The organism is Solirubrobacter ginsenosidimutans (genome assembly GCF_027587205.1).
In genome coordinates this window covers 26,941-52,267 of record NZ_JAPDOD010000060.1, presented here as the reverse complement: position 1 = coordinate 52,267, position 25,327 = coordinate 26,941, and the positions used below count along the sequence as shown (strand labels likewise).

Below are 25,327 nucleotides of genomic sequence, written 5' to 3'. Positions count from 1 at the left end.
CCGAGGCTCCCGCCCCGGCACCCGCCGAGTCCGCGCCGGCTCCGGCCGCTGAGGCTCCCGCCCCGGCACCCGCCGAGTCCGCCCCGGCCCCCGCCGCCGAAACGCCCGCCCCGGCACCGGCCGCCGAAACTCCGGCCCCGGCGCCCGCCGAGTCCGCCCCGGCCCCGGCCGCCGAGGCTCCCGCCGCCGAAACGCCCGCCCCGGCACCGGCCGAGTCGGCTCCGGCCCCGGCCGCGGACGCCGCCTCCGGCGGCGCCACGGCACCCGCGGCCTAGCCGCTCCAGATCGCGAGGCCGCTCCCGCCGTGTCGGCGGCGGGAGCGGCTTCCGCGCGTTCCTCTCCAAAGGGGGGTCAGACCCCTCAACAATTCTTTTGGCTCTACACCGCCGTTTGCAATGTTGAGGGGTCTGACCCCTTCAGGATTGCCGTGGTGGCCTCGTCGAGGTTGGCGGCGGTGGCGTCGGCGGTGGACGCTTCGGGCCAGGCGGCTTGGATGATTCCCCAGGGGCCGCGGCGGAGGTGGACGGTGAACATGCCCGCCGCGGCGGCCGGGAGGATGTCGTAGTCGACGCGGTCGCCGACGTAGGCGATCTCGGCGGGTGGGAGGTCGAGTTCGGCGACGATCCGCGCGAAGAAGGCGGGGTCGGGCTTGGCGACGCCCCAGGCGGCGGAGGTCGCGACGAGGTCGCCGGACTGGACGAGGCCGGCCAGGGACGACTCGGCGCCCGCCGGCTGGTTGCCCGCGAACCCCACCCGCACACCCGCCGCGCGCAGCCGATCCAGCGCACCGACAGCGTCCGGGTAGACGTCGTAGAGCTCCTCGTGGCGCGGAATGCCCGCCGCCTCGCGCTCGGCGAAGGCGCGTGACAAATCGAAGCCCGGCCGGCAGAGCTCCAAGGCGTGCCGGTGCGGGTAGCGGCCTTCGACGGTCGCCCCCAGGGCGGCGAAGAGCTCCTGGTGGGTGACGCCGAGCCAGTCCGCCCACACGCCCCAGGCCCGCTCCTCGCTGAGCAGCGTCTCGCCGAAGTCGAAGACCGCGGCCTTCACGACGACGACAGCCGGGCGCGGACCTCGGCGTCGTTGCGGGCGGCGTCGTCGTCCGTCCAGCGCCACTGCACGCCGTCGTCGATCACGAAGGTCGCGTTGCCGTGGTCCTGGATGCGCGAGACGTCGACGCGCACGACCGCCACCCGCGGGCCCTCGTCCTCCACGACCGCGACACCCACCGCGGTGAACGCGAGATCGCCCGCCGCCAGCACCGTCACCGCGCAGCGTGGGTCGTCGCGCAGCCGCGCCAAGGACTCGCGCCGCAGCGCCAGAGCCAGCACGAGCTCCCGCGGGCCGCGGCGGACCGCCGTCGAGACCGGGATCGCGTGCGGCTCACCCGCGCCGGTCGACAACACCGCGACCGTGCCGGCCGGCCACTCAGGGAGCTCGTCCATGCCCGCGAGGCTACCCACACCACACGAGCGTCGACTTTCTCGAGCTGTACGCGAGAAAGTCGACGCTCGCGCGACCGCTTAGCGCCGCCGGGCGGCCTCTTTCTCCAGCAACCGGTTCGCCCGCTCGAGCTGTTCGTCGGTGGACTTGTTGACCGACGCCGCACCCACCTCGCGATTGACCCGCGCGTTGATCACGCGGTGCTCCTCGCCGGTCCGCCTCGCGATCGTCCCGACCAGCACCGCCCGCTCGGCCCGCAACCGCTCGCGCTTCTCGAACGCCGTCTCCGGCTCGAACGCTGCCGCGGCCACCGCTGCCGCCGGCGTCACCGTGAACGCCGCCAGAGCGGGGGAAACCGCCGGCGCCGGCTCGGCGAAGAGCTGCAGCGCGTCCCCCGGCTGGGTCGTCTGCAGGACCTCCTCGTCGCGGCGGGCGTAGGAGGACAGGGCGCGAAACGCCTCACCCGCCTCGCCCCGCTCGCCACGCTCGGCCACCTGCTCACCCACCGGGCCGAGGTCCAGCGCGTGGTTGCGCTCCTCCTCGATCTCCACCGCGAGCTTCTTCAGCCGCGGGTCCGAGGGGAGGAAGACGTGCGACATCTGGACCTTGGGCGAGGGCGTGCGCCGGATGAAGCGCCCGATCACCTGGCGGAAGAAGAGCTCCGTGCGCGCCGTCGTGGCATACACGCCGACCCGCAGGCGCGGGACGTCCACGCCCTCGGAGACCATCAGCACGCTCACCAACCACGGCGCCGATCCCGCCGAGAAGCGAGCGATGCGCGCCGACGCGTCCGCGGCGTCGGAGTGCACGATGTCCGGCCGGTCGCCGGTGATCTTGCCCAGCCGGTCGGCGAGCTTCTCGGCGTGCTCCTTGTCGATCGCGATCACGAGCCCGCCGGCGTCCTTATGGTCGCCCGCGCGGATCGACCGCAGCTCCTCGTCGGCGTCACGGAGCACGTGGGTGATCCAGTCGCCATCGGGGTCAAGCGCGGTCCGCAGCCGGCGCGCGGCCTCCGGGGCGGGCAGGACGACGTCGAAGTCCGCCCGGCGCACCCGCCCGTCGCTGACCCACTCCATGTCGCCGCCGTACGTGTGAAAGGTCACCGGCCGGCAGACGCCGTCGACCAGCGCCTGCGTGTAGCCGTAGTCGTAATTCGCGCGCGAGACGCCCTCTTCGTCGTACGCGACCCACGGGATCGGCGAGTTGTCGGAGCGAAACGGCGTCCCCGAGAGCAATAGCCGGAACCGCGCGCGACCGAACGCCTCGATCGTCGTCCGCCCCCACGAGGCGTCCTCGCCCATGTGGTGCGGCTCGTCGGCGATCAGGAGCGTGGGCCGCTCGGCGACGCGCCGGCGATGGACCTCGGGACCCGCCGAGACGGTCGCGTAGGTGACCGCCACGCCGTGGCGGTCACGCGGTTCCGGTCCGGCGCTGTTGGGCCGGTTGGGCTCGAGGTGGATGCCGTAGCGGGCGGCGTCCAGCGCCCACTGGCGGCAGATGTGGGTCGTCGGGGCGACGACCGCCACCCGCGCCACCCGCCCCTCGGAGAGCATGCGGTGGGCGACGTGCAGCCCGAAGGTGGTCTTGCCGGCGGCGGGGGTCGCCGAGGCGAGGAAGGCCTCGCCGTCGAAGTCGAACACGGAGGCCGCGGCGGCCTGTTGCCACGCGCGCAGGGGGCGAGCGGTGGGCCAGGACGGCAGGGAGCGGCCCGCCGTGGGGCGGGGGGGAGCATCGATCTCGTACGTCACGGGACCGAAGAAACTATGCGCCGCGCCGGACGTCGCGACGACGCGCGAAAATGCCGGTAGGTGCGACGAGTTCCGGTGCATGAGCGGGGGCCGAAGCGGACGTACCGGCCGGATTCCACGCCCCCGAGCCTTCACAACCCCCACCCGCCCGGGGTCGCCGGCCCGCACCTGACCTACGGGATGATCGGGGCCTTCGACGCGCCCGCCCCCGAGTGGCCCGACCTCGCCGAGGAGCTGATGCGCACAGGCGGGATGACGGTCACGCTCGGGTTCGGCGCCGAGCATTTCACGACGCGCGACGCGCCCGTCGGCCTCAAACCCCTCCCGGCGTTCGCGGGCGACGACCTCGACCCGCAACGCTGCGGCGGCGCCGCCTGTGTGCTGATCGCGTCAACCGAGCCCACCGACGCCCTCACCCGCTTCGGCACGCCCCGCTGGCAGCGCCACGGCCAGAGAACCCCCAACGGCGCGCTCGGCTTCCGCGACGGCACGATGAACCCGCGCCGCCCGCTCGACCTCGACCGCCACGTGTGGGTCAAAAGCGACCGCACCTGGATGGTCGGCGGAACCTACCTCGTCGTCCGCGACATCACGGTCCAACCCACTTGGCACGACCTGAGCGAGCCGGAGCAGGAGCAGATCATCGGCCGCGACAAGCGCACCGGCGCGCCGCTCGGCGGCACCCGCCTGTTCGAGAAGCCCGACCTGCAACACCTCCCCGCCCACGCCCACATCGTCCAGGCCGCGCCACGCACCACCGGCGTGACGATCCTCAGACGGGGCGACGACACCGGCGACGGCCTGCTCTTCCTCGCCTTCATGCAGGACCCGCGCCGCCAGTACGTCCCGCTCCAACGGCGCCTGTCAGAACTCGACGCCCTCCATCCGCACACCACTGCGAGAGGAAGCGCCGTCTTCGCCATCCCTCCCGGGCCGGCGCATCCGTTGTTGTACGCTCAATGATCGTGTCTCTCCAAGTCACCCACTTCACCGATCCCGGCTGCCCCTGGGCCTGGTCGGCCTCCCCTGCACTCGCCGCGCTGAAATGGCGCTACGGCGATCAACTTCAGTGGCGCGACGTCATGATCGGCCTGACCGAGAACGGCGCCGTCTACGAGTCCCGCGGCTACACGGCCGCCGGCCAGGCCCGCGGCTTCCGCAGCTTCCGCGAGCGCGGCATGCCCTTCGCCACCGAGCCGCGCGAGAAGGTGCACGGCACGTGGCCGATGTGCCGCGTCGTCGTCGCCACCCGCCGGCTCGCCCCCGAGCGTGAGTACGCGGTCTTCCGTGCGCTCCAGTTCGCGCAGTTCACCAGCACCCTCGACCTCGAGGACGCCAAGGACCTGCTGGAGGCGATCAGCTGGGTCCCCGGCATCGACGCCGAGGCGATCATCGCCGCCGCCGGCGAGCCCGAGACCGAGGCGCTGTTCGCCAAGGACCGCGACGAGGCCCGCACCGCCGCCAACAGCCCGACCGAGTTCCAGAACAAGCACGCGAACTCCGACGGCCGCGTCCGCTACACGGCGCCGAGCCTGAAGTTCAAGAACGCCCAGGGCGTGACCCTGGAGGCCGGCGGGTTCCAGTCCTTCGAGGCTTACGACGTGCTGATCGCCAACCTCGACCAGTCGCTGGAGCGCCGCGCGCCCGCCGAGGACGCCGCCGAGGTGCTGACGGCCTTCCCGGACGGTCTGACGACCGCCGAGGTCGCCCTGATCATGACCGTCGACAAGTTCACCCCGGACCTCAACAAGGCCGAGGACGCCCTGATCGCCGCGATCGGCGACGGCGCTGCCACGCGCCTGCCGTTCGGGCACGACGCGCTGTGGGTGCCGCCGGCGCCTGTCGCGCTCGCCGCTGCGGCGTAGACGCCATCCCCGCGGGCGGGACCGGAAACCCGGCCCCGCCCGCCAGTACCCCTACGGAGTCGTCGTCGACAGCGTGAACGTCAGCGTCTTGCTGTACGTCCCCGTGCGCAACGCGTCAGTGGACTTGACCGGCTGCTTGAAGCCGATCGTCACGCCCGCGTTGGACGCCGGAGCGGCCCACGTGAGCAGCGTCGTCGGCGTGGCGGCACCGCCGACCGGCGCGTAGACGCCGTTGGAGGTCGTCCCCAGCACCGCGTTGGCCTGCAGCGTCTCGGGCAGCGAGAACGTGCCGTTGACGAGCTTGCCGGTGTTGGTCGTGCTCGGGTCGGCGACGCTCAGCGCCGCGTCACCCGCCGTCGAGATGACGTTCGCCGTCGTGGTGGCGAAGTAGTCCTTCCCGAGACCCGGCGTGAAGGCGCCGAACGAGGCCGGCGTACCCATCGTCAGCGCGAGCGTCGCGGGGACGCTGCCGCCGACCGTGCCGTCGGTGGTCGTGCAGGTCGCCGAGACGGTCTTGGTCGCGTCGCTCTCCGACGTCGCCGTCAGCGTGACCGAGCCCGACGCGGCCGCACCGGCGGCCTTGTCGATGTAGACCGGCACCTGGATCGTCTCGCCGAACTTCGCGGTGGCGAGCGCGTTCTTGAGGTGTGCGGTCCAGCCCGTGCCGCTCGCGGTCGCCGCGAGGCGGTAGACGTCGCTGCCCAGGAACGCGGTCGCGTCCTGCGGGTGCACACCGGCAGGCACGGCGGCCGCCGCGCCCGTGTTCGTCAGCGGGAACGTGCAGGAGGCGAAGCCCTCGGTCGTCCCCCGCTGCGGGGTGGCCAAGGCCACGCCGCGCGTCTGCGGGCCGGAGCCGTCGAGCGAGCGCACGGCGACCGTGTAGCGCAGCATGCCGTCGGCGTCCGTGCGCTTGTTGATGACGTAGAACTGGAGGCGGTTGGCCTCCGCCTTGTACTCGTACGTCGAGCCCGAGTTCAGGCCGGCGTTGAACGAGCCGTCGTTGGTCTGGCGCTCGTCGCCGATCGTCGCCTTGACCGGGGTGCCGTCGGCCTTGAGGTAGTCGATCTGGTTGATGTCCTGCGGGTTTGAGTCGATGTACCAGACGAAGCAGGAGAAGGAACCGCAGGACGAGTTCGAGTTCTTCGACTTGCCGATGAGGACGCCGTGGCCCGGGGCGTAGGAGTCCGAGCCGACCTGCTGGACGACCTCCATCGTGTAGTCGTTGAACCCGGCGGTCACGCCCGTGCCGGTGGCCGAGGTGAACCAGGGGCCCTCACACGTCGGGTTCGTGTGGTACCGGCAGGCCGGGTTCTTGTCTCCGCCGTCGAGCAGGACGCGCACGCCGGCGAGATCGCCATTCGGAGCGACTTCACGGGCCTTGACCTCGGCCACGGCCACGCCTGACTGCGCCAGGCCGCCGCGGTTCAGGCGCAGGATGTCGCCGTCGCCGATGAAGTTCAGGAAGCGCTTGTTGCGCAGGTTGTGCTGGGCGCCGAGGGCGCCGCCCTGGGTCGGCGGGATCTGGAAGCGGGTGTGCTGGCCGCCTGGCCCGTTGAACGAGCCGCGGCTCATCATGTCCCACATGCCGGAGGCCGTCCGCTGCGGGGTCGCCGCGAACGGGTTGTTGTAGTTGTCCGGGATGCTCAGGTTGTGCGAGAGCTCATGGGCGTAGACGGCCATGCCGGAGCTCTCGGCCTCGGTCGAGGTGTTGCCCGAGGCGTTCGGCCAGATGTTCGTCGCCACCGCCCACGAGGACCACGGCACGTACCGCGTGGGAGCCCAGTTGACGGTCTTGGTCGGGTCGTAGGCCTTGGGGCCGAACGCGTCGGTGACGGTGTCCTGCGAGAGGAACTTCATCTCGCCGAACTCCTGCCACGTCGAGCTCTGGTCCTCGCCCGCGACCGTGTAGAAGATGTTGTCGTACTCCGCGATCTTGGCCTCGCCGACCGCCGCCGCCCACGCCGCGCGCAGGTCGGTCCGGATGTTGCGGTTGCACGGCGTCGCCGCGGGCGTCGGGCAGTAGGTGTTCTGCGTCGTGCCGGCGTACGCCGAGATGAAGTACTCGTAGGCGTTGTGGTCCAGCCGGTACGGGCCGAACGGCGTCAGCTCGACGCCGTACTTGCCGAAGGAGTCCTCCATCCAGTACCGGTTCATGGTCTGGAAGTTGTTCGTCGCCGACGGCTTGTTGAGGAAGTCGGCGTAGAACTGGCCGACCTGCTCGCGCGGGATGTTGTTGGCCGTCGCGGTCGGCGTCCCCCAGATCGTCGACCCCGCCCCCTTCGTGACGATGAAGTCGCGGTCCTTGAAGTCCGCGAGGACGATCGCCACCTTCCACTTCTTGACCGTCGGCTGGATCGCCGGGTCCGAATAGTCCGGCCCGGGCAGCTTCTTGTAGTCGCCCCAGGTCAGGTTGTCCTGGAAGGACCAGTTCTGCGGATCCAGCGGCGCGGGCGGCGCCGCCACCGCCGTTGAGCCCACGCCAAACACTGCGGCCGCCATCCCGGCGGCCGCCACTACCCCTCGAACACGCATGCAAGACCCTCCGTCTCTTGAACCCCATTTCATCCTCATGTTCTCTTCATGAGATGTCAACGAGTCGTGGAGCGATCTCCACGACTTGTAGGGTCAAGCGCATGAGCGCGAAATGGACCTTCATGGTCTACGTGGCGGGGTACAACAACCTCACGTCATTCGCCGGCAAGGACATCGCCGAGATGCGCAAGGTCGGGTCCGGCGAGGAGCTGAAGGTGACGGTCTTCGTCAAGCGGCTCGAGCAGCAGGCCGCACATCGGATGGTCATCAGCAAGGACGGAAAGAACGAGCTGCGCGAGAACCTCGGCGGCGACGTCGACTCGGGCTCCCCCCAGACGATGGTGGACTTCATCCGCTGGTCGAAGGCCAAGGCGCCCGCCGAGCGCTATGCGCTGATCATCTGGAACCACGGCTCGGGCTGGGACCCGCTGGACTTCGACGAGCTCTACTCGAGCGTCAAGTCCGCGGGCGTGAGCGCGCGCGAGCTGGACGCGCGCGGGTCCTCCCAGATCGGCCGCAGCCTGTTCAAGCCGACGGTCGAGGCGGCGCTGACGCAACCGAACGCGCGCCTGCGGGCGATCGCGTCCGACGACGGCACCGGCCACTCGCTCGACACGATCGAGCTCGGCAACGTCCTCAAGCAGGCGCACGAGGTGCTCGGCCGCCCGGTCGACCTGCTGGGGATGGACGCGTGCCTGATGAGCTGCCTCGAGGTCGCCTACCAGAGCGAGAAGGACGTCCGCGCGGTCGTCTCCTCCGAGGAGCTCGAGCCCGGCGACGGCTGGCCCTACGAGAAGATCCTGGCCGACCTGCGCTCCAATCCGACGCTCGACGGCGCGGGCCTCGGGCGGGTCGTCGTCAAGCGCTACGTCGAGTCCTACAAGCACTCCGAGGACATGTGGCCGGTGACGATGTGCGCGATCCACAGCGCCGGGATCGAGCCGTTCGCCACCGCCGTGGACGCCTTCACGATGGCGCTGCGGCGGGTGATCAAGGACGACGACGTCGACGCCACCCGCCTGCTGCGCGCCCACACCCGCAGCACGCGCTTCGACGGCGAGCTGATCGACCTGCGCACCTTCTGCGAGCAGGTGCGCGCCCAGCCGTTCGAGAGCGCGGTCAAGACCGCGGCGAAGAAGGTGCTCGACGCGCTCAAGCCGGGCGGCGACTTCGTGGTCGCCAACGCGAACCTCGGCGAGAGCGTCGAGCACTGCGGCGGCGTGACCGCGTACCTCCCGGCCCCGACCGACGAGATCTCGCCCTACTACAAGGACCTGCGCTTCGCCCAGCGCCACGGCTGGGACGAGTTCCTGCGCTCCTACCGGCGCGCGGTGCGCGGCACGTAGGGGCGCATGCCGGTCAGCTCGAACACCCGCTCGACGGGCGCGGGACCCTCCATCAGCGACAGGTCGACGCCGTGCAGCTGCGCGCGGGCCTTGAGGCGAACGGCGAGCCGGAGGCCGGAGACGTCCATGAAGCGCAGGTCGCTGAGGTCGAGGACGACAGGACCGTGGCCGTCGTGGAGGACGGCGTCCATGCGACCTTCCAGCCAGGGGACCGTCGAGCAGTCGAGCTCCCCGTGGACCTCGATGTGCGTCGTCTCGCCGATGCGCCGGGATGCGGTGCTGAAGCGTTCGATCGCTGCCACCGTATCGCGCCGTGTTTGAAATGGTGAGAGTCGTGGCGATGCGGGCGCGTTCGCGTGGGCGGCTCGTCGCCGCGCGTTCCGTGCGGGTCGGCGCCGGCGCGCGCGTGCGGGTCGCGCCGGGCGCGCGCGTGATTCTCGGGCCCGGCGTGACGCTCGGTCCGGACTGCCGGATCGAGGCGGTGGCCGGCGAGATCCGGGTCGGTGCGGGCGTCGCCGTGGGCGAGCGGGCGGTGATCGTCGCCCACGCGGGCGTGGAGATCGGCGAGCGGGCACGGATCGGCCACTGGGCGGCGCTCAACGACGCCGCGCCGACCTGGGACGACGTCGAGACACCGGTCCGCGCACAGCCGCTGCGCCGCGCGCCGATCACGGTCGGGGCGGGCGCAGTCCTGGGCCCGCACGCTTCATTGGGCCCGGGCGCGCGGGTCGCGCCGGGCGAGGAGATCGCGCCCTACGCGGTCGTCCCGGCGCCGCCGAAGCCGAAGCCCGCGCCGGTCAGGTCGTCGCCGCGCGGCGCAGGCGGCGGCGGGAGGCGATGAGGCGCCCGTACACGCCCGTCGTCTCGCGCGCGACCTCCGCCCAGTCGAAGCGCAGGACGTGTTCGCTCGCCTCCGCCACGAGGCGCTCGCGCAGCGCATCGTCGGTCAACAGTTGCTGCGCCATCCGCTCCAGCGAGCGCACGGAAGAGGCGCGGAAGCGCAGCCCCACGCGGCGCCCGCGCGGCACGACCTCGCGCAGGCCGCCGGTGTCGGCGACGATCGTCGGGCAGCCCGAGGCCATCGCCTCCAGCGCCACGAGCCCGAACGGCTCGTAGATCGACGGCACCAGGCAGAGGTCGGCGATGCGGTAGAGCGAGTGCAGGACGTCGTCGCCGGTCCAGCCGACGAACGTGCCGTGCTCCATCAGGCCCAGGCGCTCGGCCTGCTCCTTGAGCTCGGCCTCGGCGGTGCCCGAGCCGGCGATCAGGAAGCGCACCTTCCCCACCCGCCGGATCAGCCCCGGCAGCGCGTCCAGCGCGAGGTGGAAGCCCTTCTCGTAGACGAGCCGGCCGACCAGGAGCACGAGCTTCTCGTCGGGCGCCGCGAACTTCGCGCGCAGGCGCGGGAGATCGGCCACCGGCTGCAGGTCCGAGGGGTCGATGCCGTTCGGGATCGCGCTGATGCGCGCCCGCGCCACGCCGAAGACGTCCGCGACCTGCTCGCGCATGAAGTGCGAGCACGTGATCACGTGGTCGGCGCCGCGCGCCATCCGCCGCTCGACGCCGTGGATGTGCGACTGCGGGTGCTTGTCCACCCACCCCTGGTGGCGGCCGTACTCGGTGGCGTGGACCGTGACGAGCCACGGCACCCGGCGCCGCCGCGCCAGCGACCGGCCGGCGCTCGCGACGAGCCAGTCGTGCGAGTGGACGACGTCGAAGCCGCCGCCGAGCTCCGCGCCCGCCGCCAGCATGTCCTCGTTCATGTGCTCGACCCACGCGATGAACGCGTCGAGGTCGTCCTTGGGGAACTCGGGCTCGCGCACGCGGTGCACCACGACGCCGTGGCGATCCTCGACCGACTCCAGCCGCCCGCCGCCGCGGGTGACGACATGCACCTCGTGGCCATCGCGCACGAGCTGCTCGGACAGCTTGCGCACGTGCCGCGCGAGGCCGCCCTCGACGATCGGCGGGTACTCCCACGAGAGCGTCAGAATCCGCACCTCTGGCACCCTAGCGTCATGTCGCTGAGACCCGCGCAGCCCGCCGACGCCGCCGCCGTCACGAAGGTCTTCCAGGCAGCCCGCGACCATTCGCTGGCGTTCCTGCCCAAGCTCCACACCGACGCGGAGGACCACGCGTTCTACGCCCGCGTCGTGCAAGGCGGGGGTGTGACCGTCGCCGAGGCCGACGGCGCCGTGGTGGGCTTCCTGGCGCTGTCGGGCAACGAGGTGGACCACCTCTACGTCGATCCCGCCCACCACCGGCAGGGTCACGGGTCCGCCCTGCTGCGGGCGGCGCAGGCGGCGAACGCCGACCTCGAGCTCTGGGTCTTCCAGCGCAACGCCGGCGCCATCGCGTTCTACGAGGCCCACGGTTTCGCGATCACCCGTAGTACCGACGGGGCCGACAACGAGGAGCACGAGCCGGACCACCGAATGGCCTGGTCCCTACGATGACCCACGGGTCATGGATTCCGCTCCCGTTGCTGAAACCGAGCCGCAGCGTCTCGCAGCACTCCGCGGGACCGGTCTGCTCGGGTCAGGGCCGGACCCCGCGTTCGACGAGCTCGTCGCGCTGACCGCCCGCCTGTTGGGCGCCCCGATCGCCGCGTTCAACCTGGTCGACTCCGACCGGCAGTGGACCAAGGCGGGCGCCGGGATGGCCAACGGCGACGAGGCGCCGCGCGCGGACTCCTTCTGCGCCCACGCGATCGGTGGCGACGGGCCGTTCGTCGTCCCCGACACGGCCGCTGATCCGCGCTTCGCCGACAACACCATGGGCCTCGGCTTCTACGCCGGAACGCCCGTCACCGCGGGCGGGCAGCGGATCGGGACGCTGTGCATCGCGGGCGAGGAACCGAAGACGCCGACGCGTGACGACCTGGAGACGCTGCGGGTGCTCGCGGCGGCGATCACCGCCCACGTCGAGCTCGCCCGCCGGGAGCGAGAGCGCGCCGACGAGGCGGGCACCCTGCGCCGGCTCGGGGAGGCGACGAGCCGGCTGGCGCGGGTCTCGGACGCCGCCGAGCTCGAGCGCGACCTGTGCGAGACCGCCCGCGACCTCGCCGGCGCGGACGGGTCGATCCTCTGGACGGCGACGCCGGACGGCATGCTGCGCGCCACCTCCGCGGTCGGCTCCGACGTCGTGGGCGCGGAGCTCCCGCCCGGGCACGGAGCGGCATCGCGCCAGGCGTTCGACAACAACCAGACGATCTATCGCGCCAAGGCGCAGCTGCTCGGCGTCGCCGGCTGGGGCGCGGCGCTGTTCGCGCCCTTGCTCGCCGGCGGGCGTGCGGTGGGCGTGCTGACCGTGTTCTGGAAGCAGGAGCCCGCGGAGCGTCCAGACCGTGAGCTGTCGCTGATCGAGCTGCTCTCGAGCGAGGCGGCCGTGGCGATCGAGCGCACGACCACGCTCTTCGAGCTCGAGAAGCTCACCCGCGTCGACGCGCTCACCGGCATCGGCAACCGGCGCGCGTTCGACGAGCAGCTCACGCGTGAGCTCAAACGCTCCGAGCGCGAAGGCAACCCGGTCGCCCTCGCGATGTTCGACTTCGACCACTTCAAGGCGTTCAACGACTCGCACGGCCATCCCGCCGGCGACCGGCTGCTGACCGAGGTGGCGGGCGCCTGGCAGGGCTGTCTGCGCGCCACGGACAGCCTCGCGCGCTACGGCGGCGAGGAGTTCGCGCTGATCGCGCCCGGGTGCACGGAGGCCGACGCCGTCGCGCTCGTCGACCGGCTCCGCGGAGCGGTGACCGAGGGCCAGACCTGCTCGGCGGGCGTGGCGTTCTGGGACCGCGGCGAGTCCGCGGCGGAGCTGCTGGCGCGCGCCGACGCCGCCCTCTACGAGGCCAAGGTCGGCGGCCGCGACCGCACCAAGCTGGCTACTCGGCCGGAAACTGCTCCAGCACCCACTGAGGGCTGAGCAACTGCCGCCGGTACGAGCGGCCGTTGATGAGCACGTAGTCGCGCGTGCGCAGGTCCATCGGCAGGTCGCGCTCGATCGGGTACCAGTCGTTGTGCTGCGTGATCAGCTCGTTGAGCTCCTCGAAGCGGCAGCGCTGGGCGAACCCGGTCCAGCGCTCGGCGAACAGCGCGCGGTCCTCTCCGCATTCCTCGCTCAAGGCGCGGTGCGAGCGGGCGAGCCGCCGCTTCTGCGCGGCGATCGAGTGGTCGATCTCCGAGATCCGCTCCATCCAGCGCGGCCGCACGCCGGCCTTCAGGTAGGCCTCGACCGTGCGCTGGGACATGCGCGCCCGGCTCGAGATGGGCTTCCCGATCCCGGTCGTCCCGTCGAGATCCTTCCTCACCAGGCGTTCCGCGGCACTGCGATCCATCGGGACTCAGTTTAGAGCGACCGGGGTACCAGCCGAACACATGAAACGGTCAATCATTCTGGGTGTCCTGATCGCGTCGGCGGCGATCCCGGCGACCGCCCAGGGCCAGACGCGCACGATCTACTCGTCGCTGCCGCTCAGCGGCCCTGCATCGACGCAGACGAAGGCGGTCAACGACGGCGCGCGCCAGGCGCTTCAGGAAGCCGGCGGGATGGCCGGCGGCCAGGCGATCAAGTTCGTCACGCTCAACGACGCCACCAAGCGGGCGGGTTCCTGGGTTCCCGAACTGGTCGCCCGCAATGCCCGGCGAGCGGCGCAGGACGACTCGACGCTCGCGATCCTCGGCCCGTTCAACTCCGGCGCGGCCGCGGTCATGATCCCGATCACCAACGAGGCCGGGGTCCCGGTCATCAGCCCCTCGAACACCGCGATCGGGCTCACCACAGACGGCCCGGGCGCGAACCCGGGCGAGCCGGACAAGTACTACCCGACCGGCGAGCGGACCTATTTCCGCATCATGCCCAACGACCAGGTCCAGGCCGACGCGCTCGCGACCGCGATGCGCGACGCCGGCTGCAAGCGCATCGGTTCCGTGCACGACGGTGAGACCTACGGCAAGGGCATGGGCACGCTGATGCGCCGCTCCGCGGCACGGCTGGGGATGAAGGTGGCCAGCACGACCAGGATCCGCCGCGGCACGCGCCGCTTCTCCTCGATCAAGGGCGACTGCATCGCCTACACCGGAATCACGGCCAACGGCGCCACGCGGATGTTCAACCGTGTGAGCCGCAAGGCGAAGCTCTTCGGCTCAGACGGCGTGGCCGAGTCCGGCTTCACAGACCACATCAGCGCGTCCGTGGCCAAGCGGATGACGGTCACGGTCTCGACGCTGGCTCCGAGCGCCTACCCGGGAGGCGCGAGCTTCGCCAACGCTGATCCGTACAAGCTCTACGGCTACGAGGTGATGAAGCTGATCCTCGACGGCGCCAACGCGGCGGGTGCGACCAAGGAGGCGTTGCTCGGCTGGCTGCGCACCGGCGTCCAGAACCGCGCGAGCGTCCTCGGCACCTACTCCCTGGACGCCAACGGCGACACCACCCTGCGCTCCTACGGCCTCTACGGCGTGAAAGGCAGGAATCTGGTCTTCAACGGCGCCATCACCGCCGCTTGACCGGTTGGCGCCGGGCTTGACGAGTCAGGAGTAACGCTCTAGTTTCCCGCTCCGCTTGGGACGCCACGGATGGTCCACCCTGCTGGTCCTCGCCGCCTTCGGCGGTGTCGTGAGTACCGCGCGGGCGCAGACGCCCGCGTTCGTGCCCGCGGGCGCGCCGATCGCGACGGAGTGGCGGCCCGCTCCCGCCGTGGCCGATCTCAACGGCGACGACCGATCCGACATCGTCTTCGCGAGCGGCACCGGGTGGCAGGCCGCGATCAAGGTGCTCCTGAGCAAGCCGCAGGGCGGCTACGACGTCGCGGGAACGTACTCCGTGGACGGCACCGTCAACCGCGTCGCGCTGGTCGACCTCGACGGCGACGGGCGGCGTGACATCGTCGCTGAGGAGACGTTCGGGTTCACGGTGCTGCGCGCCACGGCCACCGGCGGCTTCACGCCCACGTTCGAGCGCGAGAAGTCGGGCCAGCTCGGCATCGGCGACCTGACCGGCGACGGGCGCGCGGACCTCGCCTACGTCAATTTCCCAGCGGATGTGCTGAACATCGCCAGCGGGCAATCCGATGGCGGCTTCACCGTCACCGGCCTGGCCACGCTCGCGACGCCGAAGGACCTCGAGGTCGCCGACTTCGACGGTGACGGACGGCTCGACGCGCTCGCGATCCACAACCAGTTCGGCAGCTCGTACTTCGCAGGCGGCGCGAGCGGGCTGGCGCCGGCGGTCGAGTCCTACGGCTCCGGCGACGCGTTCGGCGCGCCGCTCACGCTCGACCTCGACGGGGACGGCGACGTCGACCGCGCCGCGATCGACGACTACGGCGAGCGGGTGGTCGTGACGCACGCCGGCGACCCGGACCACGGCTATGAGTCCAAGCTGCTCGGCGGCACCGCGAGCACGTTGCTCGCGGGTGACTTCAACGGCGACGGCCTCACGGACCTCGCGACCGTGGCGACCACCGAAGCCGGGCAAGCGCGTCTGGTGATCCTGCCCGGCTTCGAAGGCGGTCGCTTCGGCGACCCGCTCGTCCAACCGCTCGGTGACCGCGCGCACGCGTTCGGCTTCGCGGCCGGCGACTTCGACGGCGACGGGCAGACGGACCTCTTGATCGGCGACAGTGCGGGCGACGATTGGGGCCTCCGCGTCTGGAGCAACCACACGCCGGCGGTGACGCTGTCCGCACCCGCCCGCACGCAGGACAAGGCGTTCGACCTCACGCGGCTGTTCGGAAAGGCGGCCCAGCTGCGACTGCACCTGACGGGTCCCGGCGCCGAGCGCGAACTGGTCGTGAACCCCCGCTCCGGCATCACCCGGATCGACGCCTGGGCCGACGGCGACTACCGCCTGCGCGCCGTCGCCCTCGACGCGGGCGGCCACGAGCTCGGCAGCGCGGAAGCGGTGACCACGGTCGACACCGCGAGCGCGATCGAGCTGCAGCCGCCGCCCATGCCGCCGGTGGCCGTGGGCGTGGCGGGCGCGGCGTTCCCGCTGCGCGTGTTCAACAACGGTCCGCGCCCCGCGACGATCCGTTCCGTGAGCGTCGGGGACGAGTTGCAGCCCTCCGACGACGGATGCACCGGGAAGCGGGTCGCACCGGGCGAGACGTGCAGCGTGATGGTCCGGTTCGCGCCGAGCGCGAGCGGACTGCGTGCCGTCGACGTCATCATCGACGCCGACAGCCTCTTCGCGCCGCGCCGCCTCACCGTCACGGGGCTCGGCTTGGGGAGCCCCGGCCCGGTCGTTCTCCCGCCCAACCCACCGGTCGCCCTCCCGCTGGCGGCACCGCGCCTGCTCGCCGTCCGGCTCGTCGCCAAGCAGCACGCCGGCCGCACGAGCACCCGCTTCACCGCCCTGCGCCTCGAAGGCCTGCCGCGGCTGACGACCGTGACCGTCGCCTGCCGCAAGGGCTGCTCGCGCACGTCGCTGACCCGCCGCGACGTCGCCGCCGGGACCCTCTCGCTGGCGAGCTTCACCAAGCGGGCACTTCCGGTGGGCACGAAGCTCACCGTGCGGGTCACCGCAGCGGGCCAGCGCGCCCTCACGATCACGCTGACCGTCCGCGCCCGCCGGGCGCCGGCGGTCAGGTCGCGGCTAGCCGCGCGCTAGCAGCGCGATGCCGTCGAGGGTGAGCGTGCCGGAGACGGTCTGCTCCCCCAGCACGTCGCGCCACTCGCCCGGCGGGAGCGCGAGCGAGACCGGCGCGCCGCGCAGCAGCGTCGCCGCGAGCACGGTGCCGCCGCGCACGAACGCGACGGCGCGGTCGCCGGCGGGCAGCGGCGCGTAGTCGCCGGTGAACGCGTCCGGCCGCTCGGCCCGCAGGGCCAGCGCGCGCACGATCAGGTCGAGCTTCGGCGGCGGGTCGTCGAGCGCGGCGCGGCGCTCGTCCCAGTCGACGGCGCGGCGGTTGTCCGGGTCGACCAGCGAGAGGCGCAGCAGCTCGTCGCCCTGGTAGATGTCGGGCACGCCCGGGACGGTCAGCTTGAGCAGGAGCTGGCCAAGTGCGGCGCGGTCGCCCGCCTCGGCCACGCGCTCCTGGAACGGCACGAAGTCGCGCAGGAAGTCGCGGTGGGTGAGCAGGGCGCGGGCGAAGGACTGGACCGCGGCCTCGTGGGTCTCGTCCGGCGCGATCCACGTCGTGTGCTGTTTGGCCTCGCGCATCGCCTTCTCGAGGTACTGCGCGAGCCGCTCCGCGGAGATCGGCCATACCCCGAGCAGCGTCTGGAAGATGAAGTGCTGCTCGACGGGCGTCGGCGCGCCGCCCGAGGTCAAAGACCGGCAGGCGTTGAGCCACGTCCGGGTGTGCGCCGCGAACTCGTCGGCCATCCCCGCCAGCGCGCCGATCCGCGCGCGAACGTCACCGCTGCGCTTGGTGTCGTGGGTCTGGGTGACCAAGAGATTGCGCGGGAAGCGCTCCGCCCGCGCGTGATTGGCGGCGTGGAAGGCGTCGACGCTCAGTGAGAACCGCGACGGGTCGCCACCCACGTCGTTCAAGGCCAGCAGCCGCGCGTAGCGGTAGAACGCGGTGTCCTCGACGCCCTTGGCCATCACCGGCGGCGTGGTCTGCTGGAAGCGGGTGACGAACGCGTCCCACCCGGGCGTCTCGAGCGCGAGCACCCGCGCCATCGAGGTCGACAGGCCGGCGTCGGAGATCGCCTCGCGGTCGGCTGCTTCCACGCGCCCCGTCCACGGCTCCACGTAGGTGCGGTAGACCGGAAACGACGCCAGCGCGCGTTCCAGCCCGGTCACCCGCGAAGGTGCGTCGCGCAGCAGCCGCTCGACCTCCGGCACGAACGTCGTCCGCGTCTGCTCGAGCTTGGCCTCGAACGCGAGCTCGCCGAAGCGCCGGTCGTCGCCCGCGACCTCCACCCACAGGTCGGTCAACGGCGCTTCGCCCGCCGGATCGACGAACAGCGCGCAGGCGTCATTGAGGAACTCGTAGCCGACGGTGCCGTCGATCGGCCAATCGCGCAGCTGCTCGCCGGGGTCGAGGATCTTCTCCACCCAGACGTGCTCCACGCCCCCGGCGCGCAGCCGCTCCAGATAGCCGGCGGGATCGGCGAGCCCATCGGGATGGTCGATGCGGAGCCCGTCGACGATCCCCTCGCGGACCAGCCGCAGGGCCAGCGCGTGGGTGGCTTCGAAGACCTCCGGGTCCTCCTGGCGCAGCGCGGCGAGGTGGTCGACGTCGAAGAAGCGGCGGTGCCGTCCGGTGACCGGGTCGATGTCGAAGAACTGCTCGCGCAGCGTCCGGTCCGCCCAGAAGCGATTGGCGGCGTCGGTCGCCATGTGATTGGGGACGATGTCGAGCACGATCCCCAGGCCGGCGCCCCGAACCGCCTCGACCAGCGCGTCGAAGGCCTCCTGGCCGCCGAGCTCCTTCGAGATCGACGTGGGGTCGACGACGTCGTAGCCGTGCGTGGACCCCTCGCGCGCCTGAAAGGACGGCGGCAGGTACACGTGAGACACGCCGAGGCGGGCGAGGTAGCCGACGAGCTCGGCCGCCTCGGCGAAGCCGAACCCGGGACCCAGCTGCAGCCGGTACGTCGCCCGGAACTCCGTCATTGAGAGACGCGGCGCAGCAGCACCAGCGAGTGGTGGACCAGGTCGACCACCGCGCCCGCGGAGATCTCCTGGACGCCGATCCCGTCCTCGGCGGTGTCGAACACGACGGTCCACGCCTCGCCGAACGCCTTCTCGGGCAGCGTGAACGCGTGGTCCTCGTGGTGGGCGTTGAAGAGCAGCAGGAAGGACTCGTCGAGCACCTGACGCCCGCGCGAGTCCGGGGACGCGATCTCCTCGCCGTTGAGGAACACGCCGACGACGGGCACCGAGCCGCCCCACTCCTCGTCGCGCATCCGCTCGCCGTCCATCGCGAACCAGGCCGCGTCGGGAAGGCCGGAGCCCTCGACCTCGCGCCCGAACAGGAACTGGCGGCGGCGGAAGACCGCGTGCGCGCGCCGCAGGGCGATCAGCTTGCGCGTGAACTCCAGCAGCGCCTCGTTGGTCTCCAGCAAGGTCCAGTCGAACCAGGAGACCTCGGAGTCCTGGCACCAGCCGTTGTTGTTGCCGCCCTGGGTGCGGCCGAACTCGTCGCCGCCGAGCAGCATCGGCGTGCCCTGCGACAGCAGTAGCGTCGCCAGGAAGTTGCGCTGCTGGCGGGCGCGCAGCTTGAGGATCTCGGGGTCGTCCGTCGGCCCCTCGACACCGCAGTTCCAGGACCGGTTGTCGTCGGTCCCGTCGCGGTTGTCCTCCTTGTTGGCCTCGTTGTGCTTGTTGTTGTACGAGACCAGATCGGCGAGCGGGAAGCCGTCGTGGGCGGTGATGAAGTTGATCGAGGCGAACGGGTGGCGGCCGTCGTCCTGATAGAGGTCGGAGCTGCCCGTGAGGCGCTGCGCGAACTCGCCGACGTGCGCCTCGCCGCGCCAGAAGTCCCGCATCGTGTCGCGGTAGATGCCGTTCCACTCCGACCACAGCACCGGGAAGTTGCCCACCTGGTAGCCGCCGGGCCCGACGTCCCACGGCTCGGCGATCAGCTTGACCTGGGAGAGCACCGGATCCTGATGGATGACGTCGAAGAAGGCCGAGAGCCGGTCGACGTCGTAGAGCTCGCGGGCCAGGGCGCTCGCCAGATCGAAGCGGAAGCCGTCGACGTGGCAGTCGATCACCCAGTAGCGCAGCGAGTCCATGATCAGCCGCAGCACGCTCGGATGCATCACGTTGAGCGTGTTGCCCGTGCCCGTGTAGTCCATGTAGTGGCGCAGATCGTCCGGCACCAGGCGGTAGTAGGCCGCGTTGTCGACGCCGCGGAACGAGAGCATCGGGCCGAGATGGTTGCCCTCGGCGGTGTGGTTGTAGACCACGTCGAGGATCACCTCGATCCCCGCCTTGTGCAGGGCCTTGACCATGCCCTTTAACTCGCGCACCTCCTGCCCGGCCTTGCCGGTGGCGGCGTACGGCGAGTGCGGGGCGAGGAAGCCGATCGTGCTGTAGCCCCAGTAGTTGGTCAGCCCGCGATCGGCGAGGAAGGCCTCGTCGGCGATGTGGTGGATTGGCAGCAGCTCGATCGCGGTCACGCCGAGCTGCTTGAGGTAGCCGACGGCGGCGTCGGACGCGAGCCCGGCGTAGGTGCCGCGCAGGTCCTCGCGGACGTCCGGATGCTGCATCGTGAAGCCCTTGACGTGTGTCTCGTAGATGACACTGTCGGCCAGCGGCGTGTTCGGCGGGCGGTCGTCCTGCCAGTCGAAGCGCGGATCGATGACCACGCACTTCGGGATCGCCGCGGCGTCGTCGGAGTCATCGGGCGTCAGATCGTCGTCCTCGCCACCCGTCGTGACGTACGGGTGGACGTTGCCCTTGTCGAAGAGGATCGGCCCCTCGATCGACTTCGCGTACGGGTCCAGCAACAACTTGGCCGAGTTGAAGCGATGGCCGGTCTGCGGGCTGTACGGCCCGTGGACGCGGAAGCCGTAGCGCTGGCCCGCGTGCACGCCGGGCAGGTAGCAATGCCAGTTCAGCGACGTGCGCTCGGTCATCTCGACGCAGGTCTCCGCGTCGCCATCCCCATCGAACAGGCAGAGCTCGACGCGCTCCGCGTGCTCGGAGAAGATCGAGAAATTCGTTCCCTCGCCGTCCCACGTCGCGCCGAGCGGGAACGGCGCCCCAGGCCAGACCTCCATCAGCGCACCAGCGCCCCGGAGAGCCCGGCGAGCACGACGAAGCCGGGTTCGACGGTCGGCTCGTGGGTCGCGAGGATGACCTCCTCCGCGCGCTCACGCGGCACGTGAACCGCGGCGCGCCCGAAGTTCGCCAGCAGCGTGTACTCGCCGCGGCGCACGGCCAGCCAGCCTTGGCGCTCGTCGAAGGTCACGTCGTCCACATCCCCTGGCGGTACGAGCTCGCGGCGAGCGCGGATCAGATTCGCGTGCAGCTCGAGCATTCCGTCGGGCTCGCCGGTGCGGGTGAGCTTGGAGCGCTCGAAGGTCGCCACATCCTGCGGGTCGGGCACTTCCTCGCCGCTGAACTCGGCGAAGGAGGCGAACTCCCGCCGGCGGCCCTCGCGGGTCGCGTCGGCGATCTCGGGATCGATGTGGTCAGAGAAGAACTGAAACGGCGCCCGCTCGCCGTACTCCTCGCCCTGGAACAGCATGGGCGTGAAGGGTGACAGGAGCGTGCAGAACGCCGCCAGCGCGCGGGTTTCGACCGGCAGGCGGTCGCCCAAGGCGCGGTTGCCGATCTGGTCGTGGTCGGCGGAGAAGACGACGAAGCGCTCGGGCGGCACGTCAGCGGCGCTTGCCCCGAAGCGCCGCTTGCGGAACGCGGAATAGGTCCCGTCGTGGACGTGCGGGCGCTTGAACGCCTTCGCGAGCAGCGCGAGCGAGTCGAACTCGGCGTACCAGCCATCGGTGTCGCCGGTCAGGAGCGTTCTGAGCGCGTGGTGGAAGTCGTCCGCCCAGGCGGCGTCGCAGCCGTGCCCGCCCAGCTCAGGGACGCGCATGACCCGCGGGTCGTTGAGGCCGGACTCGGCGATCACCAGCGCGCCGGGGCGCGCGGCGTGGACGCGGCGGGCGATCTCGGCCACGAGGTGCTCGGGGCTGGAGTCGACGATCGCGTGGATCGCGTCCAGGCGCAGGCCGTCGATGTGAAAGTCGCGCACCCACCCTTCCGCGCTCTGGCATACCCACTCGCGGACGGCGTCGCACTGCTCGTCGTCGACGTTGAGCCCGGCGCCCCATGGCGTGTGGTGCTTGTCGGTGAAGTACGGCCCGTAGGCCAGCAGTGCCTTGGTCCCGGACGCGCCCACGTGGTTGTGGACGACGTCGAGGATCACCGCCAGGCCGAGGGCGTGGGCGGCGTCGACGAGCTTCTGCAGCTCGAGCGGGCCGCCGTAGGAGGACTGGGTGGCGCTCTGGTAGACGCCGTCGTACCCCCAGCCGCGTTCGCCCGGGAACTCGGCCACGGGCATCAGCTCGATCGTCGTGATCCCGAGCTCGGCCAGCGGGGCGAGGTACCCGATCGCGCCGGCGAAGGTGCCCTCCGGGGAGAACGTGCCGACGTGCAGCTCGTAGATGATGCTGTCGGCCAGCCCGGGCGGGCGGAAGCCGCCGTCCGTCCATTCGAACGTGTGCGGGTCGACGACCCGCGACGGCCCGCGCAGGCCCTGCGGCTGCCAGCGCGAGCAGGGATCCGGCAGCTCGACGCCGTCGAGCACGAACGCGTAGTCGTCCCCCGCTTGGGCGTCGACGGTCGCCTCGAAGATGTCGAAGCCCGCGGGTTCGAGCGCGTGGTCTGAGCCGTTGAGGCGCAGCGCGATCGTCTCCGGGTTCGGCGCCCAGACGCGGAACTCGGTGCGCCCGTTGCGCTGCGGAAAGGCGCCGAGCGGGCGCTCGAAGGGGTAGGCGGGCATCGGGGCGGCATCTTGGCACGGCTTCAAGGTGCGGCCCGCGCAGACGATCTCCGGAGGTATGCGATCCCATCCGTTCCGTTTCGCCTTCGCCACGGCCGCAGCACTGCTCGCACTGCCGGCTGCAGCCGCCCAGGCTGATCCTCCGCCCGGCCAAGTGGTCAAGACCTACACGACGCAGGGCTGCGGCAGCACCTTCGTCGCGCCCACCGGCGTCAGCCTCGTCACGGTGAAGGCCACCGGTGCCAACGGCGGCGGCGGCGTGGGCGGCAAGGGCGCCGTGGTCCAGGGTTCGTTCGCGGTCACCCCCGGCGGGTCGTACACCGTCTGCGTCAACGCCGGTGGCGGCTCCGGCGGTCTGGCTATGAATCAGTTCGGGAACGATCTTGACGACGGCAGCGACGGCGGCGGCTACTCGTCGGTCAGCGCCGCCGGAGCGCAGTACGTGCTCGCCGGCGGCGGCGGTGGAACCGGCGGCGACGGGCTCCTGGGCTCGACCGGGGCGGCCGGCGGCAACGCGTCGTATCCCCCGTCCACGGCGGCGACGTCCGGCTTGGACTGGGACGGCCTTTCGGGCTACAGCATCGGCCACCCGGCGACGGACGTCGCCGCGGGCCTCGGGGCCGCAGGCTATTCCCTCGGCAACAACAGCCAAGGCGGCTCGTCCTTGGCCGGCGGCGACGGTGGCAACGGTGGTCAGCTGAGCGTGGCGGACGGCTCCGGCGGCGGCGGTGGCGGCGCCGGCTACTTCGGCGGCGGCGGCGGCACCGGCGGCCACGGCTACTCGTCGGCCTTTCTCGGCGGCGGCGGGGGCGGCGGTTCGAGCTACTGCGATGTCTCGATCACCTGCACGGGCCAGCTCAACACGAGCCACGTGCCGAGCGTCGTCATCACCTACGCGAAGCTCGCCACGGTGACCGTGGCCGAAGCGCCCGTGACGGCGGTCGCGCCCTCGAGCAACGTGACCTTCAACGGCGTCGTCACGCCGGCGGCGGTCGGCAGCGGCGAAGGCACGGTGAGCTTCAAGCTCGACGGCGTCGCGATCCCCGGATGCCAGAACCAGGCCTTCAGCGCGGCGACGGCCCCCGCCGCCACGGCGACCTGCGCCACGACCGCGCCCGCCACGACGGGCACGCACACTCTTCAAGCGGTCTACTCGGGCAACGACGAGCGCCTGGGCTCGGAGAACAGCGTCACGTTCACGGTCGGCGGGCCCGGGCTGGGGCTGTCCGCCGCGGGCCTGGACTTCGGTTCGGTCACGACCGGGCAGACCAGCGCGGAGCAGAGCGTGACGCTCAAGAACACCGGCGCCGGCGCGCTGGCCCTCGCGAACCTCGCGCTGACCGGCGCCGACGCGAGCGCCTTCACGCTCGCCGGCACGGACTGCGGCGCCACGCTCGCCGCGGACGCGACCTGCGTGGTCCGGTTCGCCTTCGCGCCGGCTCGGACCGGCGCGCACACGGCCTCGCTGGCCGTGGAGAGCAGCGCTCCCGGTAGCCCGCACTCGGTGACGCTGACCGGCACCGGCACCGCGGCCGCCGCTCCGCCCACCCCCACGGCCACGCCCACGCCCACCCCGACGCCCCCGGCCGACGGGGCCGCGCTGTCGCCGAAGGCCGGCGGCAAGGCGACGGTGAGCCGTGTCGACAACACCGTCTCCCTGCCGCTCACCTGCCCCGCGGGTGACGTCTGCAAGGTCGACGGCTCGCTCAAGCTGCGGGCCGGCGACATCGAGAGCCGCCGCCTGCGCGCCGTCGCCGCGGCCGCGGCCGCGAAGACCCAGGTTCTGGCGCGCTTTGACGACATCAGCGTCAAGGGCGGTCAGGTCCGCACGCTCAAGCTCACGCTGCCCAAGTCGTTCGTCCGCGCCGCCCAGAAGGCCGGCAAGCGCCGCATGACCGCCACGCTGACGATCAACACGACGTTCGGGTCGGGCCAGACGACCACGCGCACACAGCGGATCGTGCTGCTGATCCCGCTCGCGCCGAAGCAGGCCCCGCACCCGAAGTTCACCGGCTGAGCCTGAGGCTCAGCTCAGCTCAGCTCAGCGAGGCGATCCGCCCGGTCAGCAGGTCGATGAAGCCCGCGGCGTCCACGTCGACCGAGACGTGGGCGTTCGCGGGTGCGCCGGTGCGCCCGAGCTGGTCGACCACCGTCCGGCCCCGGCTGGGACCGTGGGTGATGTCGATCTCGACCGGCAGCTGCTGGGTGGTGATGACCTCGGGGACGATCACGTGGGCGACGGCGAGCGCGTCGTGGACCGGGGTGTCGCTGTGGCCGTAGACCTTCTCGTGGAACTGGCGGTAGAAGCGGTGCAGGTCGGCGACGACCGCTCCGGCGTGGCCGGTCTCGCGCAGGGCGTCGGCGCGCTCGGCGGAGAGCATCGCGCGGTGGGTGACGTCGAGGCCGACCATCGTGATGTCCAGGCCGGAGGTGAAGACGCGGTGGGCGGCCTCCGGATCGGCCCAGACGTTGAACTCGGCGCTCGGCGTGACGTTGCCGAGGCCGATCGCGCCGCCCATGATCACGAGCTTCTCGATCTGACCACGCAGCTCGGGGTGGGTGGCGATGAAGAGTGCGATGTTCGTCAGCGGCCCGATGGCGATCAGCGTCAGCGGGCGTTCGCGCAGGTTCTGGGCGAGCAGTTCGACCGCGTGCAGCGGTTCCGGGGCGCGTGACGGCGGCGGGAGATCGGGACCGTCGAGCCCCGTCTCGCCGTGGACCTCCCCGGCCGCCTCGGCGGTGTGGATGAGGCCGCGATCGGCGCCCGCGGCGACGGGGATGTGGTCGGCCTGCACGACGTCGAGCACGCGGATGGCGTTCGCGGTCACCTTGTCGAGCGTCTGGTTTCCCGCGACGGTCGTCACGGCCACCAGTTCGAGTTCAGGGCTGGCGACTGCGAGCATGAGGGCCATCGCGTCGTCGTGGCCAGGGTCGCAGTCGATGATCACCGGCTTCGGCATTGCGCATCATCTTGGCGGTTCGCGTGTT

The 25,327-nt window shown here is 71.6% G+C and carries 21 protein-coding genes; 10 read left to right on the top strand and 11 right to left on the bottom strand.

Features of this window, described 5'->3' with window-relative positions; all coding sequences use genetic code 11:
* Window positions 1-275 (top strand): hypothetical protein (locus OM076_RS38315; protein WP_270045466.1); only part of this gene is annotated, 275 nt, incomplete at its 5' end.
* Between the two features lie 103 nt (window positions 276-378).
* Here OM076_RS38315 and OM076_RS38310 read toward each other — a convergent pair.
* From OM076_RS38310 to OM076_RS38300, 3 genes are all read right to left on the bottom strand, one after another.
* A complete protein-coding gene (locus OM076_RS38310) occupies window positions 379-1,047 on the bottom strand; it encodes an HAD family hydrolase (protein ID WP_270045465.1) in 669 nt (222 codons plus the stop codon).
* A complete protein-coding gene (locus tag OM076_RS38305) occupies window positions 1,044-1,442 on the bottom strand; it encodes a hypothetical protein (RefSeq protein ID WP_270045464.1) in 399 nt (132 codons plus the stop codon). The genes OM076_RS38310 and OM076_RS38305 overlap by 4 nt, the downstream gene beginning before the upstream one ends.
* 78 nt (window positions 1,443-1,520) lie before the next feature.
* Window positions 1,521-3,188: a DEAD/DEAH box helicase gene (locus OM076_RS38300; RefSeq protein WP_270045463.1), complete on the bottom strand. Its 1,668-nt coding sequence runs from the start codon at window positions 3,186-3,188 to the stop codon at window positions 1,521-1,523.
* A gap of 60 nt (window positions 3,189-3,248) precedes the next feature.
* Between OM076_RS38300 and OM076_RS38295 the strand changes: the two genes are divergently transcribed.
* Both OM076_RS38295 and OM076_RS38290 read left to right on the top strand, forming a co-directional pair.
* Window positions 3,249-4,151, top strand: coding sequence for a Dyp-type peroxidase (locus tag OM076_RS38295; RefSeq protein ID WP_270045462.1), 903 nt, complete (start codon window positions 3,249-3,251; stop codon window positions 4,149-4,151).
* A 2-nt stretch (window positions 4,152-4,153) separates the two neighbouring features.
* Entirely contained in the window at window positions 4,154-5,053 is a 900-nt protein-coding gene (locus OM076_RS38290) for a thioredoxin domain-containing protein (protein WP_270045461.1), read from the top strand.
* Between the two features lie 51 nt (window positions 5,054-5,104).
* On the opposite strand, the gene OM076_RS38285 is transcribed toward OM076_RS38290, so the two are convergent.
* A complete protein-coding gene (locus OM076_RS38285; protein ID WP_270045460.1) occupies window positions 5,105-7,531 on the bottom strand; it encodes a M6 family metalloprotease domain-containing protein in 2,427 nt (808 codons plus the stop codon).
* A gap of 155 nt (window positions 7,532-7,686) precedes the next feature.
* On the opposite strand from OM076_RS38285, the gene OM076_RS38280 reads away from it, so the two are divergent.
* Entirely contained in the window at window positions 7,687-8,931 is a 1,245-nt protein-coding gene (locus tag OM076_RS38280) for a clostripain-related cysteine peptidase (protein WP_270045459.1), read from the top strand.
* Here the strand turns inward: OM076_RS38280 and OM076_RS38275 are convergent.
* Window positions 8,904-9,233: an STAS domain-containing protein gene (locus tag OM076_RS38275; RefSeq protein WP_270045458.1), complete on the bottom strand. Its 330-nt coding sequence runs from the start codon at window positions 9,231-9,233 to the stop codon at window positions 8,904-8,906. The two genes, OM076_RS38280 and OM076_RS38275, sit on opposite strands and share 28 nt — an antisense overlap.
* A gap of 38 nt (window positions 9,234-9,271) precedes the next feature.
* Between OM076_RS38275 and OM076_RS38270 the strand changes: the two genes are divergently transcribed.
* Entirely contained in the window at window positions 9,272-9,772 is a 501-nt protein-coding gene (locus OM076_RS38270; protein ID WP_270045457.1) for an acyltransferase, read from the top strand.
* On the opposite strand, the gene OM076_RS38265 is transcribed toward OM076_RS38270, so the two are convergent.
* A complete protein-coding gene (locus tag OM076_RS38265; protein ID WP_270045456.1) occupies window positions 9,729-10,931 on the bottom strand; it encodes a glycosyltransferase family 4 protein in 1,203 nt (400 codons plus the stop codon). The two genes, OM076_RS38270 and OM076_RS38265, sit on opposite strands and share 44 nt — an antisense overlap.
* An 18-nt stretch (window positions 10,932-10,949) precedes the next feature.
* Here OM076_RS38265 and OM076_RS38260 point away from each other — a divergent pair, with 18 nt between their 5' ends.
* Both OM076_RS38260 and OM076_RS38255 read left to right on the top strand, forming a co-directional pair.
* Window positions 10,950-11,387: a GNAT family N-acetyltransferase gene (locus OM076_RS38260; RefSeq protein ID WP_270045455.1), complete on the top strand. Its 438-nt coding sequence runs from the start codon at window positions 10,950-10,952 to the stop codon at window positions 11,385-11,387.
* A 10-nt stretch (window positions 11,388-11,397) separates the two neighbouring features.
* Window positions 11,398-12,855, top strand: a complete 1,458-nt coding sequence (locus OM076_RS38255; protein ID WP_270045454.1) for a GGDEF domain-containing protein — start codon at window positions 11,398-11,400, stop codon at window positions 12,853-12,855.
* On the opposite strand, the gene OM076_RS38250 is transcribed toward OM076_RS38255, so the two are convergent.
* Window positions 12,815-13,267 carry a hypothetical protein gene (locus OM076_RS38250; protein WP_270045453.1) on the bottom strand — a complete coding sequence of 151 codons (453 nt, stop codon included), beginning with the start codon at window positions 13,265-13,267 and terminating at the stop codon, window positions 12,815-12,817. The genes OM076_RS38255 and OM076_RS38250 overlap by 41 nt on opposite strands.
* Before the next feature lie 40 nt (window positions 13,268-13,307).
* On the opposite strand from OM076_RS38250, the gene OM076_RS38245 reads away from it, so the two are divergent.
* Both OM076_RS38245 and OM076_RS38240 read left to right on the top strand, forming a co-directional pair.
* On the top strand, window positions 13,308-14,438 hold the full coding sequence (locus tag OM076_RS38245; protein ID WP_270045452.1) for a branched-chain amino acid ABC transporter substrate-binding protein: 1,131 nt from the start codon (window positions 13,308-13,310) through the stop codon (window positions 14,436-14,438).
* A gap of 55 nt (window positions 14,439-14,493) precedes the next feature.
* The gene (locus tag OM076_RS38240; RefSeq protein ID WP_270045451.1) at window positions 14,494-16,542 is read left to right on the top strand and encodes an FG-GAP repeat domain-containing protein; all 2,049 of its coding nucleotides are present in this window, start codon (window positions 14,494-14,496) and stop codon (window positions 16,540-16,542) included.
* Here the strand turns inward: OM076_RS38240 and OM076_RS38235 are convergent.
* The 3 genes from OM076_RS38235 to treZ are packed head-to-tail and all read right to left on the bottom strand — an operon-like array spanning window position 16,528 to window position 22,339.
* Window positions 16,528-18,498, bottom strand: a complete 1,971-nt coding sequence (locus tag OM076_RS38235) for an alpha-amylase family glycosyl hydrolase (RefSeq protein WP_270045450.1) — start codon at window positions 18,496-18,498, stop codon at window positions 16,528-16,530. The two genes, OM076_RS38240 and OM076_RS38235, sit on opposite strands and share 15 nt — an antisense overlap.
* Window positions 18,495-20,612 (bottom strand): glycogen debranching protein GlgX, encoded by a 2,118-nt coding sequence (gene glgX / locus OM076_RS38230; RefSeq protein WP_270045449.1) that lies wholly within the window; start codon window positions 20,610-20,612, stop codon window positions 18,495-18,497. The genes OM076_RS38235 and glgX overlap by 4 nt, the downstream gene beginning before the upstream one ends.
* Window positions 20,612-22,339 (bottom strand): malto-oligosyltrehalose trehalohydrolase, encoded by a 1,728-nt coding sequence (gene treZ, locus OM076_RS38225; RefSeq protein ID WP_270045448.1) that lies wholly within the window; start codon window positions 22,337-22,339, stop codon window positions 20,612-20,614. The genes glgX and treZ overlap by 1 nt, the downstream gene beginning before the upstream one ends.
* 58 nt (window positions 22,340-22,397) lie before the next feature.
* Between treZ and OM076_RS38220 the strand changes: the two genes are divergently transcribed.
* On the top strand, window positions 22,398-24,356 hold the full coding sequence (locus OM076_RS38220; RefSeq protein WP_270045447.1) for a choice-of-anchor D domain-containing protein: 1,959 nt from the start codon (window positions 22,398-22,400) through the stop codon (window positions 24,354-24,356).
* A gap of 19 nt (window positions 24,357-24,375) precedes the next feature.
* Here the strand turns inward: OM076_RS38220 and OM076_RS38215 are convergent, their stop codons facing one another.
* Complete coding sequence (locus tag OM076_RS38215; protein WP_270045446.1) at window positions 24,376-25,299, bottom strand: nucleoside hydrolase; 924 nt, start codon at window positions 25,297-25,299, stop codon at window positions 24,376-24,378.
* Window positions 25,300-25,327 lie beyond the last annotated feature (28 nt).

Coding starts and splice junctions, on each gene's coding strand:
- OM076_RS38305 (WP_270045464.1), bottom strand. CDS start 1,442: ATGGACGAGCTCCCTGAGTGGCCGGCCGGCACGGTCGCGGTGTTGTCG.
- OM076_RS38280 (WP_270045459.1), top strand. CDS start 7,687: ATGAGCGCGAAATGGACCTTCATGGTCTACGTGGCGGGGTACAACAAC.
- OM076_RS38270 (WP_270045457.1), top strand. CDS start 9,272: ATGCGGGCGCGTTCGCGTGGGCGGCTCGTCGCCGCGCGTTCCGTGCGG.
- OM076_RS38260 (WP_270045455.1), top strand. CDS start 10,950: ATGTCGCTGAGACCCGCGCAGCCCGCCGACGCCGCCGCCGTCACGAAG.
- OM076_RS38255 (WP_270045454.1), top strand. CDS start 11,398: ATGGATTCCGCTCCCGTTGCTGAAACCGAGCCGCAGCGTCTCGCAGCA.
- OM076_RS38250 (WP_270045453.1), bottom strand. CDS start 13,267: ATGGATCGCAGTGCCGCGGAACGCCTGGTGAGGAAGGATCTCGACGGG.
- OM076_RS38245 (WP_270045452.1), top strand. CDS start 13,308: ATGAAACGGTCAATCATTCTGGGTGTCCTGATCGCGTCGGCGGCGATC.
- OM076_RS38235 (WP_270045450.1), bottom strand. CDS start 18,498: ATGACGGAGTTCCGGGCGACGTACCGGCTGCAGCTGGGTCCCGGGTTC.
- glgX (WP_270045449.1), bottom strand. CDS start 20,612: ATGGAGGTCTGGCCTGGGGCGCCGTTCCCGCTCGGCGCGACGTGGGAC.
- treZ (WP_270045448.1), bottom strand. CDS start 22,339: ATGCCCGCCTACCCCTTCGAGCGCCCGCTCGGCGCCTTTCCGCAGCGC.
- OM076_RS38220 (WP_270045447.1), top strand. CDS start 22,398: ATGCGATCCCATCCGTTCCGTTTCGCCTTCGCCACGGCCGCAGCACTG.
- OM076_RS38215 (WP_270045446.1), bottom strand. CDS start 25,299: ATGCCGAAGCCGGTGATCATCGACTGCGACCCTGGCCACGACGACGCG.